Source organism: Nocardioides sp. LHG3406-4, assembly GCF_049897745.1.
In the GTDB taxonomy this organism is placed as follows: Bacteria; Actinomycetota; Actinomycetes; order Propionibacteriales; family Nocardioidaceae; genus Nocardioides.
The window spans coordinates 90523-107599 of record NZ_JAFCWV010000006.1 but is presented as its reverse complement, the minus strand read 5'-3'; the positions used below and the strand labels follow the sequence as shown (position 1 = coordinate 107599).

Sequence of the window (17077 nt, the reverse complement as noted above, 5' to 3'; positions counted from 1 at the left end):
TCATCGGTCTGGACGAGCGGCGAGTGGGTACTGGAGAGTCTCACCAGGAGGTTCACCCATGCCCGTTCGCCTGTTCATCGGTTCCCTCGCCCTCGGCCTCGCCGTCACCGGGGCGATCGTCTCGACACCGGTCAGTGCAGCGGCCGGGCCTCCCCCACCAGGCGACCGCGGAGCCCGCAGCACCTGGACCGAGGCCGACAAAACCGGTTTCGGGACGGCGCGCACGCGTGGGAGCAACGTCTGGTTCACGCTCCAGGGGGGCCGCACCAGTGAGGTGTTCTACCCCGACCTGTCGACGCCGAGCGTCCGCAGCCTGCAGCTGACCGTGACCGACCTGGCGCGCTCGTTCGTGGACCGGCCGGCGCGCGACATGACGACGACGGTGAGCCGCCCCGACGCGCGCAGCCTGCGTTTCACCCAGGTACACGTGGCGGACTCGGGGCGCTACCGGCTGGTCGAGGAGCACGTGACCGACCCACGGCGCGACGCCTACGTCGTCCGGGTGCGGCTGGTCTCGCTCGACGGCGGCGCCTACCGCGTCCGCGTGCAGTACGACCCCGCGCTCGACAACTCCGGGATGGACGACCGGGGCCGCCGCACCGGCCGGGCCCTGGTCGCCACCGACGGCCGGGTGAGCACCGCCCTGGTGGCGCGACCCGGGCTGGCCGACCTGAAGCCGGGGGGCGACCGGCCGCACAACCTCCGTCAGTCGGCGACCATCCGGGGACTGAACGGGCGTGCCGGGCACCGCACCGCGACGCTGAGCCTGGGGTTCGGCGAGCAGCCGGCCCGCGCGCTGCGCGTCGCCACCCGCGCCCGCACCGCCGGCTGGACCAGGTCGGCCGCCTCCTACGACCGCGGCTGGCACCGGTACGTCGGCTCGCTGCGCGGGGTGCCGGCGAGCGCCGCGGCGGTCCGCACTGAGTACCTCGCCTCGACGCTGGTGCTGGCCGCGGCCGAGGACAAGCTGAACCCCGGCGCGTTCGTCGCCTCCCCGTCCGCGCCGTGGGCGTGGGGCAACGAGCTCAAGGACCTGTCGTCGCCGTCGGATGCCTACCACCTGGTGTGGTCGCGCGACGCCTACGAGTTCGGCACTGCGCTGTGGGCCGCCGGCGACGAGCGGGCAGCCAGGCGCATCGTCGACTGGCTCTTCGAGGTGCAGCAGAGGCCTGACGGGTCCTTCCCGCAGAACTCCGACGTCAGCGGGACGCCGGCGTGGGAGGAGCTGCAGCTCGACGAGGTCGCGCTGCCCATCGTGCTCGCCCGACTGACCGGGCGCACGGGCCCCGCGACCTACCGCGGTGTGAAGAAGGCGGCGAACTTCATCGCCGGCTTCAAGGACGAGGAGACCGGGCACCGCGCCCCGTTCTCGCCGCAGGAGAGGTGGGAGAACCAGTCCGGCTACTCCCCCAACTCCATCGCCGCCCAGGTGGCCGGGCTCGTCAGCGCCGCCGACATCGCGCGGCGCAACGACGACCGGCGGGCAGCCCGCCGCTGGCTCCGGCTCGCCGACCGCTGGGAGGGCCGGCTCCAGGCGTGGACCGTCACCACCACCGGCCCGCTGAGCGCCGCGCCGTACTACCTGCGGATCACCAAGGACGGCAACCCGGACGCCGGCACGACGTACGCCATCGGCGACGGCGGCCCGTCGGCGGTCGACCAGCGCCGCGTCGTCGACCCGAGCTTCCTGACTCTGGTCCGCTGGGGCATCGAGGCCCCGGACGACCCGACGATCCTGAACTCGCTGGCGGTGGTCGACCAGGACCTGAGGGTCGAGACGCCGAACGGGTCGTTCTGGCACCGCTTCAGCTTCGACGGCTACGGCGAGACGCGGACGGGCGGCGAGTGGACGACCAGCGAGGACGACACCTTTCAGACCCTGGGTCGGGCGTGGCCGCTGCTGACCGGTGAGCGCGGGGAGTACGCCGTCGCCGCTGGGCAGGACGGCACTCCCTACCTGGCGGCGATGGCTGCCGCCGCCGGACCCAGCGGGCTGATCGCCGAGCAGCTGTGGGACGGCCGGGAGCCGACGGGCCGGGCCTGCTGCCCGGCCGGCGAGAACACCCGGGCCGCCACCCCGCTGACCTGGTCGCACGCCGGCCTGGTGCGGCTCGCCTGGACCATCCAGCGCGGTCGCCCCGCCGACCGGATGGGTCTGGTCGACGACCGCTACCCCCGTTGAGTCGCGCCCCCGTACCCGTCGAGTTGCGCCCCCGTCCGGCGACGTGGGAGCGCCGGGCCCGAGCCCGGCGCTCCCACAGCGCGGATCAGCGCACGACCACGCGACCGCCCTTGCGCACCAGCAGCCTGCGGACCTCCATCTGCCCCCTGACGCGCACCCGCAGCGAGTAGCTGCCCCGCGTCAACGGGCGTACGGCGCGCAGGTCGCGCAGAGTGCCGCGGGCGTAGACCAGGCCGTCGCGCTTCAGGACGGCGCGTCGGTCGGACTTGCCCTGGGTGACCTTGCACTGGACCTGGGCCTTGCCCTTGGCCTGCCGGATCACGCAGGTCACCTTGGCGTCACGGCCACGGGGACCCTGCGGCCCGACTGCGCCCGGGAGGCCCGGAAGGCCCGGAAGGCCTGGGACACCCTGGGCGCCCTGCGGGCCCTGGGGACCCGTGGCGCCGGGCGTCCCGGACTCCCCACCCGGTCCCTGCGGACCCGCGGGCCCGATGGGCCCGGTCGGCCCGGCCTCGCCGGGCTCACCCTGCTCACCCGTCGGCGGGCCGGTGCTCAGGCCCGTCAGCGAGACCTCGACCTGACCCTCGGGGGTGTTCGCCTGCAGCACCAGCTCCCCGGTCGACGTGCGGTCGGCCTGCGACGGGGAGAACCGGACGAGCGCCTCGCACGAGGCACCCGGGGCGATCTGGACCTCGACACAGGTCTGGCCTGCCAGCACGAACTCCCCGGCCGGGCTCGTCCCGCTCGCTTGCACCGCCAGCTTGGTGATCTCCAGCGGCCGGTCGCCACTGTTGGTCACCGTCACTGTCTGCCCGACCCCCGTCGTGCCGACGGCCTGCGTCGGGAAGACCGGCGCCAGGGCGTCCACACGCGCGCCGGGACCCTGGTAGGCCACGACCTGCACGGTGCGCTCGGCCGTGACCGGAGCCAGCGACGCCTCGTCGACGTACTCGCGCATCGACTCGTTGGTGACCGACAGGGTGACCTGACCGGTGCGTAGGCCCGTCAGCTGCCGGGTCTCCGGGTCGAGGATCGCGACCTTGCGGGCGGCGCGCGCCGCTGCCACGGCAGCCTCACCGGATCCGACGGCCAGCTTCGCGTCACCGGACCAGTGGACCGACATCGGGTAGGCCAGCGGCACGACACGGGTGCCTGCGTCGACCCCTGACGGCTGGATGATGCGCCCGCCCACGGTGGCCGTGCGAGTCACCTCGACGGTCTCGGGGGCGTCGATGACCGTCTCCTGCGAGAACGCCCGCACGTCGGCGGTGAGCCACTGCTGGCCCGCCGCCGCGTCACGGTCGACTCCCCACTGAAGCCAGCCCGTGATCCCGCCACGGTCCGGGGTGCCGTACGGCGCCTTGCCGGACGAGGGGAGCACGACGTACGGCACGCCCTCGATCCGGTGCACGTCGGCGATCTGGGCGTGCGAGCCCACCATCGCGACGCCCTTGTCGCTCTGCTCGCGGAAGTCCGAGAGGAGCTTCTCGACCAGGCGCACCTCGATGCGGTCGTTCAGCTGGCTGGCCTTGGTCTCCGCCGGGTCGTCCACCGGGTGGTGGGCGAACACCATCACGTTGCTGATGGCCGGGTCGGTCGCGGCCGAGGCGAGCGCGTCGCGGAGCATCGGCAGCTGGTCCCACACGGAGCCGCGCAGCGAGCCGATCGCGCTGTTGAGCAGGATGAAGCGGGTGCCCTTGTGGTCGAAGGTGCGGTAGGGCTGGCCGAACTCCGCCGTCCAGTTGTCCAGGGTCGACTGCGTGTTGTTGAGCCCGTAGGACTCGTGGTTGCCCGGGACGTAGTAGCAGGGGACGGTGCCCGTGGATGGGTCCGGGGTGCTGTCGGCGGGCGGCTCCTGACCGACCTCGATCAGGTCGCAGCCGCCGGCCTCGAGGGTCTGGCGAGCGAGGGCGATGTCCTCGGGCAGGCCACGGTCGACGATGTCGCCGTTGAGCACGACGAGGTCGGGGTGCTGCGCCCGGATCCGCGCCAGGGCGGCGACGGCGACCTTGGTGAGGTCCGGCGACGCAGCTGTGAACTGCACGTCCGACAGCGTGGCGAAGCTCCAGTCCTCACCAGCGCCGAGATCGCCGTCGGCCGAGACGAGCGGGTCCGCACGCAGGGGCTCCTGCGCAGGCAGCTCGATCTCGGAGGGTACGTCGGCCTCGATGCCGCCGAAGATGAACCGTCCGGGCTTCTGCTGGTCCGCTGCGGTGTTGATGCCCTGGAACGAGTTGAACTTCAGCGGGAACGTGGCGTTGGACGGGATAGTGAAGGTGACGTACTGCCACCCGCCGGACGGCTCGAGGCCGGTGCCGTAGAGACCCAGGGACTTGCCGGAGCCGTCCCAGAACCCGGCGTAGGTGAGGCCGGAGGGAATGAACACGTCGGACTTCATCTTGAGACGGACACGCAGCGGCTGGCCCGGGATCTCGACCCATCGCGTCGGGACGCTGGCGGCGGTGATGCCCTTGTTGCGGGCCGCGTTGAACTCCAACCGCAGACCCTCGGGGTCCTTCACGATCGCGATCGTGGAGCCCGCCGTCCCGTTGCTGGTCCAGCGGCCGGTGCCGGCGTACTCGTCGTCGAAGGCGTAGGGCCGGACCGTCTGCACGCCGACGGTGATCGGCAGCTTCGCCGTCTGTCCGCCCGCTTTCACGGTGAGAACCGTGCCGCCGTTGGCCAGCGGGGTGATCTCGAGACCGGTGCCCGAGGGGGCGATCCTGATCACGCCGTGGTCGTAGTCGAGGTCGAGGTCGGCCGGGTCGACGGGGGCGGTGAAGCCCTGGCCGTCGCGCCCGGTGACCGAGAGCCGGACGGCGTTGGCCGGGACGGGCTCGGCGATGGACAGCCGGCTGCTGGAGAGCTCCAGGGAGCGCAGCGGGCGCAGCACCTTCACCGTCGCGTCGCCCTGGGCCCCGTCCATGGTGCCCTTGACCCTGATCGTGCCGGCCGCGTCCGTGGGGGCGGCGAGCAGACCGTTGTCGATCGTGCCGGCAGACGTGCTCCACCGGACGTCGCCCCGCGTGAGCGGGACAGGTGCCAGGTGGTCGTCGATCGCCTTGGCCGACAGGGTGCGGTGCAGACCGGGGAAGACGCGAGCGTCACCGGTGCCGGGCTTGATCACCAGCTCCTCGGCCCGGCCGTTGCCCGGCGTGACGAACACGCCGACGCCGTTGGGGTCCAGCCGCTCGCTGCCGTCGGAAGGCTTGTTGCGAAGCGACACCTCGGTCTCACCGAGCGAGCGCGCGACCATGGTGGTCGATCCGCCGCCGTCCAGGTTCCACGCGGTCTCGGCACCCTGCCCGACCATGAACGCGGCGAGCTCGCGCATCGTCATCCCGAGGATCGGGGACTGTCGGCCGTCGTTGGTGACCAGCAGCATCGTCCGGCCACCATCCTTGAAGCCGATGACGGTGCGCGGGTGCAGGTCGTTGTCGAGCTCGGAGTCCGGGCGGGCGACGCCGTCGCGGACCAGCTCCCGGTTGGTGCCGATGGCGAACTTCATCTGCTGGGCGATGCTGTCTCGCAGGTTGTAGCCCAGCGTCGCGGGGTCGCCCGGCGTGAGGGCACGGAGGGCGGCGGCGCCGGCTTCCCGGCCGACCAGGACGAATGCACCAGCGGGGATCGATCCCTCTCCTGCGGAGGCCGGGTCTACAGCGGCGACCGTGCCGTCCTGCACCAGCACCGACGCCACGTCGGTGGCGCCCCTGACCCCGACCGCCCGGTTGGTCTCTCCCCAGACGGAGGTGTAGGCGACGATCGCGTCAACCGGGGAGCCGGCGAGCGCGTTCGCGGAGTTCAGCGATGTGACGACGTGGTCGGTGCCGCCGAAGGTGGCGGTCGCGTCCACCGTCATGTCGACGGCTCGACCGATGCCGTCCATCCCCACCCCGACGTGCGCCCAGTTTCCGTAGTCGGAGGACTTGAGGAGCTCGCCGTTCTTCATGGCCGCCCCCAGGGGCGCGCCCGAGGCGTCGATGTCGAAGAAGTCGCCGTTGACGCCCGCGACGGCGCCGGCGGCATCGGCCTTGGCGGAGATCGCAGCCCGGTCGGTCACGTGCTCGCCCGAGAGCAGGTCGCTGGTGACAGCGGGGTTGGCCAGGTCGACCGACAAGACCTGCTGGTCGTACCAGCCGGTGGGTGTCACGGTGGTGAGCGCGCGAAGCGTGATCCCGGGACCGAGCCTCTCCGTGTCGTCGACCAGCGCGAGGGAGGTGGCGGAGTCCGGGTCGGCGCCCACGGCCTGGGCCGGAGGCACCAAGGCGAGGACGCCGGCCGCGACGGCGGTCGCGGCGACGACGGAGAGCGATGACCTGAGCCGTCGACGGCTCGGTCGGGGGCGGTTGGGGGGCATGCGTGACCTGTTCTACTGGTTCGGTTCACCGCGATCGCGGGGCACGCGTATTTCGGTCAGCGGCGCCCCACCAGCAGATTTCCAGCGCCAACTTCCCGAAGAACTCTGGGTGAAGTCCGGTCTCCGGAGCAGACACGCTCGGGTGGCGACGACGATCCCCCACCGCAGTTTCGGCCGCCGCGCGGCAGCGTGCGGTCACCCGACGCGCACCTTGCCGGGGATCGCGAAAGCGTGATCGCTCACTGATGCCCTACTGTGGTCTTGTTGAAGCGACGGCTCTGTAAGCCGTCCTGGTCGCACTCGATGTCGCGGCTCGTATCTAGTACTCCTGGTTTTCGGTTCGCTGGACATCAGTACAGATGGGTGTCTTCAGCGGCTCGGGGCACAGTGCCCCCGGCACGTGAACGAAGGAAAAGATCATGGCTTCAGGCACCGTCAAGTGGTTCAACGCCGAAAAGGGCTTCGGCTTCATCGCTCAGGATGGCGGCGGCGAGGACGTTTTCGTCCACTACTCCGCCATTCAGTCCAATGGCTACAAGTCGCTCGACGAGAACCAGAAGGTCGAGTTCGACCTCGCTCAGGGCCCCAAGGGTCCGCAGGCGGAGAACGTCACCGTCTCCTGACGTGATCACGAAGAGCCCCGACCGCGTGCGGTCGGGGCTCTTCGTGCGTGGGTCAGACCGTTGCTGCAGCATTGTCGTATCGAAGTCGTCCTGTTCGTTGCACGGGTGAGATGCCGCCCACGACGGCAGCCACGAGCACAGGAGATGATGTAGGTGCCGCATTCGCAGCCGGTCGCCCGCCGCCTCTTCGACCTCACCGAGCCGATCTCGCTCGTCAACTTCTTCGCTCCCGAACCCCACGAATCGATGGTGAGGCTCGGCTTCCTCAATTACTGGGACGGCTACTTCGCAGGACGCGCTGCGCCGCTCGGCGTGGCCCCGGCCGAGGTGGTCCACGCGGCGTTCTACAACTTCGCGGACGGTGAGGTCGCGCGTCACATCCCGAAGGTCTGGGAGGTGACCACACCCGAGGCGGCGCACGCCGCCCGTCAGCGGGGCTGCGTCACGGCGTTGCGGCGGATCCTCGGTGGCCTCGTCGAAACGCCCGAGCTCGCTCGCGTCGCCGACCTCCTGACGAAGGCCTCGATCAGCGCCCCGACCGCCGGACGGGTCATGTACGCCGGCCTACGATCGCTCCCGATGCCCGAGGAGCCCGTGGCCCGGCTCTGGCACGCGGCCAACATGCTGCGCGAACACCGCGGAGACGGCCACATCGTGGCACTGGCGTCCGAGCGCATCGGCGGCACGGAAGCCCACGTCTTGAGCGCCCTCGACAGCGGTATCCACCCCGCTGAGTCGTTCGGCCGGATCCACCACCTGCCCGCATCTCGGCTCGCCGAGGTCATGAGCGGCCTGCGCGACCGAGGCCTCATCGACGCCTCCGGCCACTTCACCGAAGCCGGCCGCGCTACTAAGGCCCGCATCGAGTCGTTGACCGATGCCCTTGCCGAAGCGCCCTATGAGGAGCTGGAGCCGTCGGAGATCGACGAGCTGATCTTCCTGCTCGAGCCGATCTCTGGACGGCTTCAAGCCACCGGATCGCAGTAGCACGCGGCTGCACGGTGCTTGGGCATCCGCGTGGGCTATGTCGACCTCAGTCGTCGAGACCACGAGCAGCGAGGGCGTCGCCCAAGTCGTCGGCGCGATGCAGAGCCCCTACCAGAAGCGGTACGACGAAGGCGCGGGTGCTGAGCTCCAGACCCCTGGCCCGTTGGGCGTCTCGCACCTCTCCGGCCAGGTCGGCCATCAGCGGCACGCATCGGATGGCGAGGTTGAGCACCAGACCCACCCGTAGTGGGTCGACGCCGACGATGCGTAGCGGTCGGCAGGCGGCGACGACCACGTCGATCAGCTCCGTCGTGCGGGTTGTCAGCGTGACCACGTTGGCCAGCAGGACCAGGGCGAGGATGACTCCGACGAGGGCGACGGTGCGGGCCCAGCCGATGAACACGATCTGGAAGACGGCGAGCGGGACGAGCACCCACAGCAGCGGCCGCACCATGTCCAGGAGAACTCGGACCGGCACCCGGCCGACGGGGTAGAGGGCGAGAGCCGATGCTACGAACGCGGCGGCCTGCGCCGGCGTGTCGACGAGAACCGAGCCGGCACCGGCGACGGCCAGCCCGATCAGCTTGACGCCAGCCGGCAGCCGGTGCAGCGGCGACGTACCAGCCCGGTAGAGCCCGAGTGAGCCCGTCATGCCATCAGGTCCCGGTAGATCTTCACCGACTCCTCGGGCGAACCGTCGTGCACCAGCCGCGTCCGGTCGAACACCAGGACCCGGTCGAAGCCGGCGACCATCTCGAGGTGATGGGTCACGAGGACGACCTGCTGGGGCAGCCTGGCCACGGTGTCGGCCACCATGCGGCTGTTGCGGAGGTCGAGCAGGGTGGTCGGCTCGTCCATGACGAGCAGCTCGGGCTCGGTGACGAGGACGGACGCCAGCGCCAGGAGCTGCTTCTGACCTCCCGAGAGCCGGTGCGCGGCGTGGTCGGCATGCGCGTCCAGGCCGTAGGCACGGAGTACCTCGTCGACGCGGGTCGTGGACTCGGCCCTGGACAGACCGCGTCGGCGGAGACCGAAGGCGACATCCTCGGCCACCGTGGGCATCACGATCTGGGAGTCGGGATCGGTGAAGCAGAAGCCCACCTTCCTGCGCACCTCGCGGCCGTCCCGTGCGGTGTCCCATCCGCCCATGCGGACGGTCCCGCGGGAGGGGACGACCAGGCCGTTGAGCAGCCGAGCGAACGTGGACTTGCCCGATCCGTTCGCGCCGATGACGCCGATCCGGTGCTCGTCGAGACGGACGTCGACGTCGGTCAGCGCCGGGTCCTCCCGGCCGGGGTAGACGTGGGAGACACCGGTGACGTCGATCAGCACGACTCCACCACCATCGCCACACCCTGTCCGCCTCCCGCGGCCACGGCGGCCAGGCCCACCGAGCCCTCGCCACGTGCGAGCAGCTGGGAGAAGAGCCTCACCACGAGGATCGCACCCGACGCCCCCCAGGGGTGGCCCAGGGCCAGCGCACCCCCCTGGGTGCACACCCGGTCGGGGTCGAGTCCCAGCTCGTCGCAGCACGCGAGCACCTGCCCGGCGAACGCTTCGTTCAGCTCGATGACGTCGAGCTGCTCCTGGGATGTTCCGGCCCGTTCGAGCGCGAGTCGTACGGCGGGGACCAAGCCCCGCCCCGGGCGCGCGGCCGCGACGCCGGTGGTGGCGCTCGCCAGCACGCGCAGACCGGGGATGCCCGAGCGGCGCTGCACCTCGGCGCTGACGACGGCCACGGCCGCGGCTCCGTCGCTGACGCCGCACGCGTTGCCAGCGGTCACCGTGCCGCCAGGTCTGAAGGCCGCGGGCAGTCGCGAGAGTCGTTGGGGCGTGAGGCCAGCACGCGGTCGCTCGTCCCGCCTAGCGTCTCCCACCGGGATGATCTCCTCGTCGAACACGCCCGCGTCCCTGGCGGACGCGGCCAGCCGGTGCGACCGGGCGGCGTAGGCGTCCTGGCGCGCGCGGGTCACTCCTGCCTCCTCGGCAAGCAGGTCGTTGGCCAGGCCCATGTCGAGGTCCTCGGCGGCCGGGGCGAAGGGAGCGCGCGCGTACCTCACCGGCTCAGCTCCCGCCTCCGGCGGCCAGAACCTCCACGGCGCCGTGCTCGCGGACTCGGCGCCGCCGGCCAGGACGACGCCCGCCCCGTTCCGTACGAGCTGGGCGGCGAGTTCGATGGCGGTGAGCCCGCTTGCGCACTGACGGTCGACGGTGAGTGCCGGGACCGAGGGCGGGAGTCCGGCGGCGAGAGCCGACAGGCGGGCGACGTTCCCGCCGGGACCCATGCAATTGCCGAGCAGCACCTCGTCCACGTCGGCCGCGTCCAGGCCGGCACGAGGTAGCAGCGAGATGAGGACAGGCGCGGCCAGCCGCTCCACCGTGAACTCCTTCAGGGCGTGCCCAGCGGTGCCGATCGGGGTGCGCGCGGCCGCGACGATCACGGGTGCGGCGTCAGCTCTCATGGTCCACGCCTTTCGCCACCGCGCGCACGATGGCCGCCTTGTCCACCTTGCCGTTGCCGGTCAGCGGCAGGGACCGCAGGTGCAACCAGCGCCTCGGCTGCTGCTGGGGAGCCAGGACACGTCGACTCACCTCCTGGAGGTGGGCCACGTCGTCCGGGTGCGTGACCACGGCGGCGACTACCTGCCCGAGGTCGGCGTGCGGGACGCCGACCACCGCCACGTCGCCCGACGCCTCCAGGCGCAAGGCGTGCTCGATGTCAGCCTCGAGGACGGTCGCTCCGGCAGTCGTGACGCCGCCCGAGCGACCGAACACCGTCACGCGACCGCTGTCCTCAGGCTGTACGTCCCCCCGGTCCCCGACGGTCAGCCAACCCTCCGGGTCACCGCGGAGCACGTGCTGCGGCTCGGCGTACCCCTCGCACACGAAGGGCGAGCGGACCCAGAGCTCGCCGTGGCGGGCCGCCACCTCGACGCCCGGGAACGGCCGCAGCGACCCCGCGTGCTCCCCCCAAGCCACGAACGAGAGCTCGGCGGCACCGTAATAGTGGCTCACCCGTGCACCCATGCTCACGGCGGTGGCGCTCAGCGAGCTCGGCAGTCGGTCGCCGGCCACCACGAGATGAAGACCGGACAGGACTGCCGGGTCGTCGGCGAGCTGACGACGCAGCAGCCACGGCGTCAGGTGCGCATGCGTGGCATCCGACGGCTTCGCCACCACCTCCGCCCCAGCCCATGACGCGTGGGCGGCGGCGAAGAGGTTCATCGAGGCACTGAGGGGTCCTGGCACCCACACCCTGCTGGCACGCGTCATGCCCAGCAGGGTGGACACGTGGGGGTACGACGCCGTCCACGAGCGACTGGTCCGCAGGACCGTCCGCACCTGTCCCGCCGTCCCGGACGTGCGGAATGCCAGGAGGTCGTCCGGGGCCGCGGCGGCGAGAACCCTCAGCGGGTCGGGCGCCGCCAGGACGTCGAGGACGTCAGGCGCTGGCATCGGCTGCGGAGCGACGTGAGGTGCCCCGACGTTGGGGGAGCAGATCGGGGTACGCGGCGTGCACGCCGCGGGCCACGACGGCGCACACGACGGCCTTGACCACGTCACCAGGCACGAACACCAGCGCCGCCGCGGTCGCCTCCCTGACGCCGAGGTCCGCCCGGAGCACCAGACCGGTGATGCCCAGCACGTTCACGACGACCACTCCGCCGACCACACTCGCCACGAGGCCCCATGTCAGGCGGTAGGGAGCCCCGAAGGCGTACGTCAACGCGCCCACGGCGTAGGCGGCGACGGGGAATCCCAGCAGGTAGCCGACAGACGGCCCGGCGAAGACGCCCAGCCCACCCCGACCGCCCGCCAGGAGCGGCAGGCCGATCGCCACCAGGGCAAGGAACACGACCAGCGCCAGGGCGCCACGTCGAGGTCCCAGGATCGCCCCGGCGAGCATGACGCCCAAGGACTGAGCGGTGATCGGCACCGCGCCGCCGAACGCAGAGATCGCCGGGAACAGGCCAAGTGCCGCGACCACCCCCGCGAAGACTGCGATGAGTGGGATGTCGCGACGGGTCTGGAGGTGGGGCTGCGTAGTCATGACGGAACCTCGCGGATCGGTGAGCGGGCCTCACAGGAACGACGGGACGGAACTGAACGGTGTTCAGGTTACGAGGCCCGGCGAACTCCGGCACGAGGCGTCCCACCTGTCGAACACCCGTCGACGACCGTTTCAGCGCGCTTCGCCGGTCGCACCCGTGCGCACGTCCTGCCACTGGGACCCTTGTAGTGCCGGTACCGCGCGGGGATGCTGGTCGTATGAGGCCCATCGAGTTCGAGCTTGAGCGCACGATCCGGGCACCGATCGGGCAGGTCTTCGCACGGCTTGTCGACATCGAGGGACACAACGACTGGATGGCCGACTCGGGAAGCATGCTCAAGCGCACCCGCCAGACCTCTCCCGGAGAACCCGACGTAGGTACGACGTTCGTCGACGAGACGAGCCAGGGCGCCATGCCCGGGGAGATAGCCGACCTCAAGGCGCCGCACACGATCGTCTACCACTGGTGGGAGAAGTCGAAGTCGGGCAAGCTCAAGTTCGAGGGGTGGCCGAGTTACCACCTGCAGCCCTCCGGTGACAACGAGACGCTGGTGCGCCATCACGCCACGTTGGTGTCATACGGCGTGTGGCGTTTGGGCACCCCGATCTGGCGGCGGTTCGCCGTCAAGGAGCGCACCATCACGGTCGACGCGCTCAAGGCGTCATTCGAGCGGACCCAGAGCTCTACCCCTGAGTGATCGTCCCCTGGGTGATCGTCTCTGCACGCTCAGGATCGCGCAGAACGGGCTTGTCCCACCTAGTGATTCTCCGCTGGCTCAGGCACCTTGGTCGCCGTGCACAGGAACACGCCGAACTCACGGTCGCCCTTGAGGATGGTCGTGGCGTCAACGAAGCTGACGTCGGCGAAGCCGGCGCGGGCCAGTTGCTCGCCAAGGTGTTGCCTGTCGAATCCGTGATGTCCGTCGAAGTCTGCCTTGCCGGCGTGGAAGGCGCCGTCGGCATCCTCGTCAAGGTCCGCGATGGCCAGCCGGCCACCGTCGACCAGCAGCCCCGCCACGGAGCGCAGAAGCCCGTCCAGGTCGTGCACGTGGTGCAACGCCATCGAGCTCCACACCACGTCGTAGGCCCCCCCGAGCCGGTTGACCGTCAGGTCTGCCTGGACCGCGCGTAGGCGGTCACCGAGTCCGGCCGCCTCGATCCGCTCCCGTGCGACCTGCACCATTCCGGAGGAGGGGTCGGTCACCACCACCGAGCCGACCCGGTCGGCGAGCAAGATGCTCAGCCGACCGGTGCCACCGCCGACGTCGACAACGCTCATGCGAGGGCTCAGGCTGACGGCCTCCTCGATGGCCCGGGCCACCGCAAGCTGCCGCTCTTCGTGGCCGGGGTCGTCGTCCCACGTCGCTGCTTCGTCGTCGAATCCCTTGTGTTCGTGCACGTGCCCGACCCTAGTCCGGGCGCTGCCAGCCGAGACCATGCACCGGGCGGGTCGGGCCGAGATGGTGGTTGGACACAGGCACTGGCGGCGGTACGACGCACCTTCCCGGGTAGCCGATTGGCTGCTCGTTCAGGCGACAAGGCCGGTGAGGAAGGGCACGGCGTCGGTGGCCGGCGGAAGGTTGTCCAACCCCGCTGCGATACGGCGCGCCGCGGCGGCGTACCTGGGATCCTCAAGAAGTCGAGGAACCTGTGCTGACGCGGGTGCAACTGATGCAGGACCCCTCCCGACACTGAGTCCGGCGCCGACAGCCGCGACATGCTCGCTATTGACGATCTGATCGAAGCTGAAGAGCGGCACGACGACCTGAGGGATGCCCGCCGCCAGCGCGCCCATGGTCGTGCCGAATCCGCCATGCCCGAGCACCGCCGCCGCGTGCTTGAGCACGGCATTCTGCGGGCACCACTGCTCCACCTGCGCGTTCGGCGGCCAGGGTTCGAGGTCGGCGGGGTCGAGCTTGCGCCCAACCGTCATCAGGACCCGCGCCTCGACGTCGGCGAGCGCGTCCAGCGCTTCACGGAAGACACCTGCAAACGTAGGCAGCGAGCCGGTGACCGATCCGAAGGTGGCGTAGACAAGCGGTGCCTCCGGATCGCCCCAGTCGGGAAGGCGGTGGCTGCTGATGGGTGGGGAAGGTTCGTGGAAGCGCATGAAGCCGTCGCTGCCCGCAGCCTGGCCACTCGCCCGGTCGAGTACCTCGGGCACCAGACTGAGGATCGTCTCGGAAGCGAGCGCCGCCCTCAGCCGACCGTCGACCAAACCGGCCAGGCGACCCAACTCATCCAGCGGGTCGCCGATGGCCTCCGCGAATCGAGACACGACCTCGTGCATGCCGATGCACACGTGCACGTGGGGCACCCCGGCGCGCTCGGCGGCAGCGAGCGAGGCGAGCTCGGCAGACTCTCGAATCACCAGCTCGGGGCGCCAACGTTCGATCGTCGCGATGAGCGAAGGTAGCGCGGCCTGCGCGTCGATCCGAGCGAACACCTCACGGATGACCAGGTCGTCAGCCTCCTCGAATGCCAAGGTTGGCAATCTGCCCATGACGGGACCTATCAGCTCGGGCGGAGCATCGGCGCATGGTTCGTGTGCAAATCCTGCCCTCGTTACGGCGCCTGCGTACGACGCGGGCGCGGCCACCCGAACCTCGTGTCCCGCTGCGGCCAGAGCGCGCGCGAAGGGCAGGAGCGGCCCGAAGTGGCCGTCGTTCGCCGTCGTCGCACAAAGCACGCGCACGTATCGAGGCTGCCACCAGGCCTCCCTCTCGGCAAGGCCGGTCGTGCGTTGACTGCGAGGTTGAGGTCCCCAGCAGGTGCCCGACGCTTGGGGCGTGCTTCCCGCGCCGAAGCGGCGAAGTGGGGCGCCCCATCCGGGCGGCACAGCGCCACGGATGCGGAGTGGCGCTCAGAGAAGCCGGCGGTCGTTGGCCCAGCGGGTCAGCTCGTGGCGCGAGGAGAGCTGCAGCTTGCGCAGCACCGCCGACATGTGGGTCTCGACGGTCTTGATGGAGATGAACAGCTCCTTCGCGACCTCCTTGTAGGCGTAGCCGCGGGCGATCAGCCGCATCACCTCGCGCTCGCGCTCGGTGAGCCGGTCGAGGTCCTCGTCGACGTGCGCGACGTCGATGGAGCCGGCGAACGCGTCGAGCACGAAGCCGGCCAGCCGCGGGGAGAACACCGCGTCGCCCTCGGAGACGCGGCCGATCGCGGACACCAGCTCGGGGCCGGTGATCGTCTTGGTGACGTAGCCGCGGGCCCCGCCACGGATGGTCCCGATGACGTCCTCCGCCGCATCGGAGACGCTGAGGGCCAGGAACCGGGGCGCCACCATCGCGGTCGGGGACGACGCGAGTCTCCGCATCACCTCGACTCCTCCGCCGCCCGGCAGGTGCACATCGAGGAGTACGACGTCGGGCTGGTGCGCACGGATCGCGGCGACCGCCTCGTCCACGTCGGCGGCCTCCGCCAGGATGTCGACGAGGCCGGCTCCCGCAGTGGCCAGCTCGGACCGCACCCCCGCACGGAACATCGCGTGGTCGTCGACGATGACCACCCGGACCGGTCCGACTGCCTCAGACATCGTGCTCTCCTCTCGCGGTGCGGGGCATCCGCAGCCGGACGTTGGTGCCGTTGCCCGGCGACGAGTCGATGACGGCGGTGCCACCATGACGGGTCATCCGGTCGATGATGCTGTTGCGGACGCCGAGCCGGTCGTCGGGCACCGCCGCCGGGTCGAAGCCGACGCCACGGTCGCGGACGAACACCTCGACGGCGTCGTCGAGCACCTCGGCGTAGATGTCGACGCGCCCGGTGCCGGCGTGCTTGGCGGCGTTGGTGACCGCCTCGCGGGTCGCGTGCACCAGGGGCCGGATCGAGTCGTGCACCACTAGGTCGCCGACCGCCACGACGTCGACGACGACGACGTACTCGTCCTCGGCCCGCGCCGCCATCTCGCGCAGCGCCCCGGCCAGGGTGGTGGCGTCGGTGGACTCACCGGCGTACAGCCACGACCGCAGGTCACGCTCCTGGGCCCTGGCCAGCCGGGCGACCGTGGCGCCGTCGTCGGCGTTCCTCTGGATCAGCGCGAGGGTCTGCAGCACGGAGTCGTGGAGGTGGGCGGCCATGTCGGCGCGCTCCTGGGTGCGCACGCGCTCGGCACGCTCCGCGCCGAGGTCGCCGACCAGCCGGACCATCCACGGGCCGATGACCAGCGCCACGCCCACGATGCCGAGCAGGCCCGCGACCACGACGTCCCGAGCGGCGCCGACCTGGCCGCTGGTGAGGGCGAAGGCGGCGAAGGCGGAGATGACCAGGGTGAGGCCAGCGGCGATCCTGACGTACGACGCCCAGCCGCCGGTGCCGAAGACAGCTCGGTACCAGTCGATCCGGCCGGTGGTGTCGAGCCAGCGCTCGCGCTGCACCTCGTCGGCCTGCCGCCACAGCAGGGCGATGCCGGCCAGCCCGATGACGACCGGCCAGAACAGCGCGCCGCGGCCGAAGAACGCCTCGACCACGAGCATCACGCCGAATCCGAGCGCGCCGAGAGCGATGGCCGGGCCGACGTCGGTCAGCCGCGGCACACGGCGCGGTCGCTTGCCGGTGCGCGACGCGCTCTCCAGGCCGGGCGCCGAGGTCTCGAACGACGCGTCGGAGGGCAGGAACACCCACAGCGCGGCGTACAGCGCGATGCCCATGCCGCCCATCGTCGCCATCAGCACGAACGCCGCACGCACCCAGAGCACGGGCAGGCCGAGGTGCCGGGCGAGACCGGAGGCGACGCCGCCCACGAAGGGTTCGGCCGAGTCACGGGCAGCCCGGCGGACTGTGCGCGGGAGGTCGGTGGCGTTGCTCATGTTGGTGCCATCGTCGCAGAGGCCCGGGGTCCCGACCATGAGGCAAGACCCCTAGCCGACCCTGAG

General features: G+C 71.1%; 14 protein-coding genes. 4 read left to right on the top strand and 10 right to left on the bottom strand.

The window, feature by feature from the left end:
• The first annotated feature begins 58 nt into the window (after nucleotides 1-58).
• Entirely contained in the window at nucleotides 59-2182 is a 2124-nt protein-coding gene (locus tag ACP7BP_RS19120) for a glycoside hydrolase family 15 protein (protein ID WP_426246947.1), read from the top strand.
• A gap of 85 nt (nucleotides 2183-2267) precedes the next feature.
• On the opposite strand, the gene ACP7BP_RS19115 is transcribed toward ACP7BP_RS19120, so the two are convergent.
• Nucleotides 2268-6539: a phosphodiester glycosidase family protein gene (locus ACP7BP_RS19115; protein ID WP_426246945.1), complete on the bottom strand. Its 4272-nt coding sequence runs from the start codon at nucleotides 6537-6539 to the stop codon at nucleotides 2268-2270.
• 419 nt (nucleotides 6540-6958) lie between these two features.
• On the opposite strand from ACP7BP_RS19115, the gene ACP7BP_RS19110 reads away from it, so the two are divergent.
• Both ACP7BP_RS19110 and ACP7BP_RS19105 read left to right on the top strand, forming a co-directional pair.
• Nucleotides 6959-7162 carry a cold-shock protein gene (locus tag ACP7BP_RS19110; protein ID WP_426246943.1) on the top strand — a complete coding sequence of 68 codons (204 nt, stop codon included), beginning with the start codon at nucleotides 6959-6961 and terminating at the stop codon, nucleotides 7160-7162.
• A gap of 153 nt (nucleotides 7163-7315) precedes the next feature.
• Nucleotides 7316-8149, top strand: coding sequence for an SCO6745 family protein (locus ACP7BP_RS19105; RefSeq protein WP_426246942.1), 834 nt, complete (start codon nucleotides 7316-7318; stop codon nucleotides 8147-8149).
• 46 nt (nucleotides 8150-8195) lie between these two features.
• Here the strand turns inward: ACP7BP_RS19105 and ACP7BP_RS19100 are convergent, their stop codons facing one another.
• Genes ACP7BP_RS19100 through ACP7BP_RS19080 form a run of 5 tightly spaced genes read right to left on the bottom strand, consistent with a single transcriptional unit; the run spans nucleotide 8196 to nucleotide 12200 of the window.
• The gene (locus tag ACP7BP_RS19100; protein WP_426246940.1) at nucleotides 8196-8801 is read right to left on the bottom strand and encodes an energy-coupling factor transporter transmembrane component T family protein; all 606 of its coding nucleotides are present in this window, start codon (nucleotides 8799-8801) and stop codon (nucleotides 8196-8198) included.
• The gene (locus ACP7BP_RS19095; protein ID WP_426246938.1) at nucleotides 8798-9481 is read right to left on the bottom strand and encodes an energy-coupling factor ABC transporter ATP-binding protein; all 684 of its coding nucleotides are present in this window, start codon (nucleotides 9479-9481) and stop codon (nucleotides 8798-8800) included. The genes ACP7BP_RS19100 and ACP7BP_RS19095 overlap by 4 nt, the downstream gene beginning before the upstream one ends.
• On the bottom strand, nucleotides 9475-10611 hold the full coding sequence (locus ACP7BP_RS19090; RefSeq protein WP_426246937.1) for a thiolase family protein: 1137 nt from the start codon (nucleotides 10609-10611) through the stop codon (nucleotides 9475-9477). The genes ACP7BP_RS19095 and ACP7BP_RS19090 overlap by 7 nt, the downstream gene beginning before the upstream one ends.
• Nucleotides 10601-11605, bottom strand: coding sequence for an AMP-binding enzyme (locus ACP7BP_RS19085; RefSeq protein ID WP_426246935.1), 1005 nt, complete (start codon nucleotides 11603-11605; stop codon nucleotides 10601-10603). Before ACP7BP_RS19085 ends, ACP7BP_RS19090 begins: the two co-directional genes overlap by 11 nt.
• Nucleotides 11592-12200: a biotin transporter BioY gene (locus tag ACP7BP_RS19080; RefSeq protein ID WP_426246933.1), complete on the bottom strand. Its 609-nt coding sequence runs from the start codon at nucleotides 12198-12200 to the stop codon at nucleotides 11592-11594. The genes ACP7BP_RS19085 and ACP7BP_RS19080 overlap by 14 nt, the downstream gene beginning before the upstream one ends.
• A 218-nt stretch (nucleotides 12201-12418) precedes the next feature.
• Between ACP7BP_RS19080 and ACP7BP_RS19075 the strand changes: the two genes are divergently transcribed.
• Nucleotides 12419-12898, top strand: a complete 480-nt coding sequence (locus ACP7BP_RS19075) for a hypothetical protein (protein WP_426246931.1) — start codon at nucleotides 12419-12421, stop codon at nucleotides 12896-12898.
• A gap of 59 nt (nucleotides 12899-12957) precedes the next feature.
• On the opposite strand, the gene ACP7BP_RS19070 is transcribed toward ACP7BP_RS19075, so the two are convergent.
• The 4 genes from ACP7BP_RS19070 to ACP7BP_RS19055 all read right to left on the bottom strand — a co-directional run bounded on the left by ACP7BP_RS19070 (nucleotide 12958) and on the right by ACP7BP_RS19055 (nucleotide 17011).
• Nucleotides 12958-13599, bottom strand: coding sequence for a class I SAM-dependent methyltransferase (locus ACP7BP_RS19070; protein ID WP_426246930.1), 642 nt, complete (start codon nucleotides 13597-13599; stop codon nucleotides 12958-12960).
• 129 nt (nucleotides 13600-13728) lie between these two features.
• Nucleotides 13729-14889, bottom strand: a complete 1161-nt coding sequence (locus ACP7BP_RS19065; RefSeq protein WP_426247186.1) for a glycosyltransferase — start codon at nucleotides 14887-14889, stop codon at nucleotides 13729-13731.
• A gap of 174 nt (nucleotides 14890-15063) precedes the next feature.
• Nucleotides 15064-15738, bottom strand: a complete 675-nt coding sequence (locus ACP7BP_RS19060) for a LuxR C-terminal-related transcriptional regulator (RefSeq protein WP_426246928.1) — start codon at nucleotides 15736-15738, stop codon at nucleotides 15064-15066.
• A complete protein-coding gene (locus tag ACP7BP_RS19055; protein WP_426246926.1) occupies nucleotides 15731-17011 on the bottom strand; it encodes a PspC domain-containing protein in 1281 nt (426 codons plus the stop codon). Before ACP7BP_RS19055 ends, ACP7BP_RS19060 begins: the two co-directional genes overlap by 8 nt.
• Nucleotides 17012-17077: the final 66 nt, after the last annotated feature.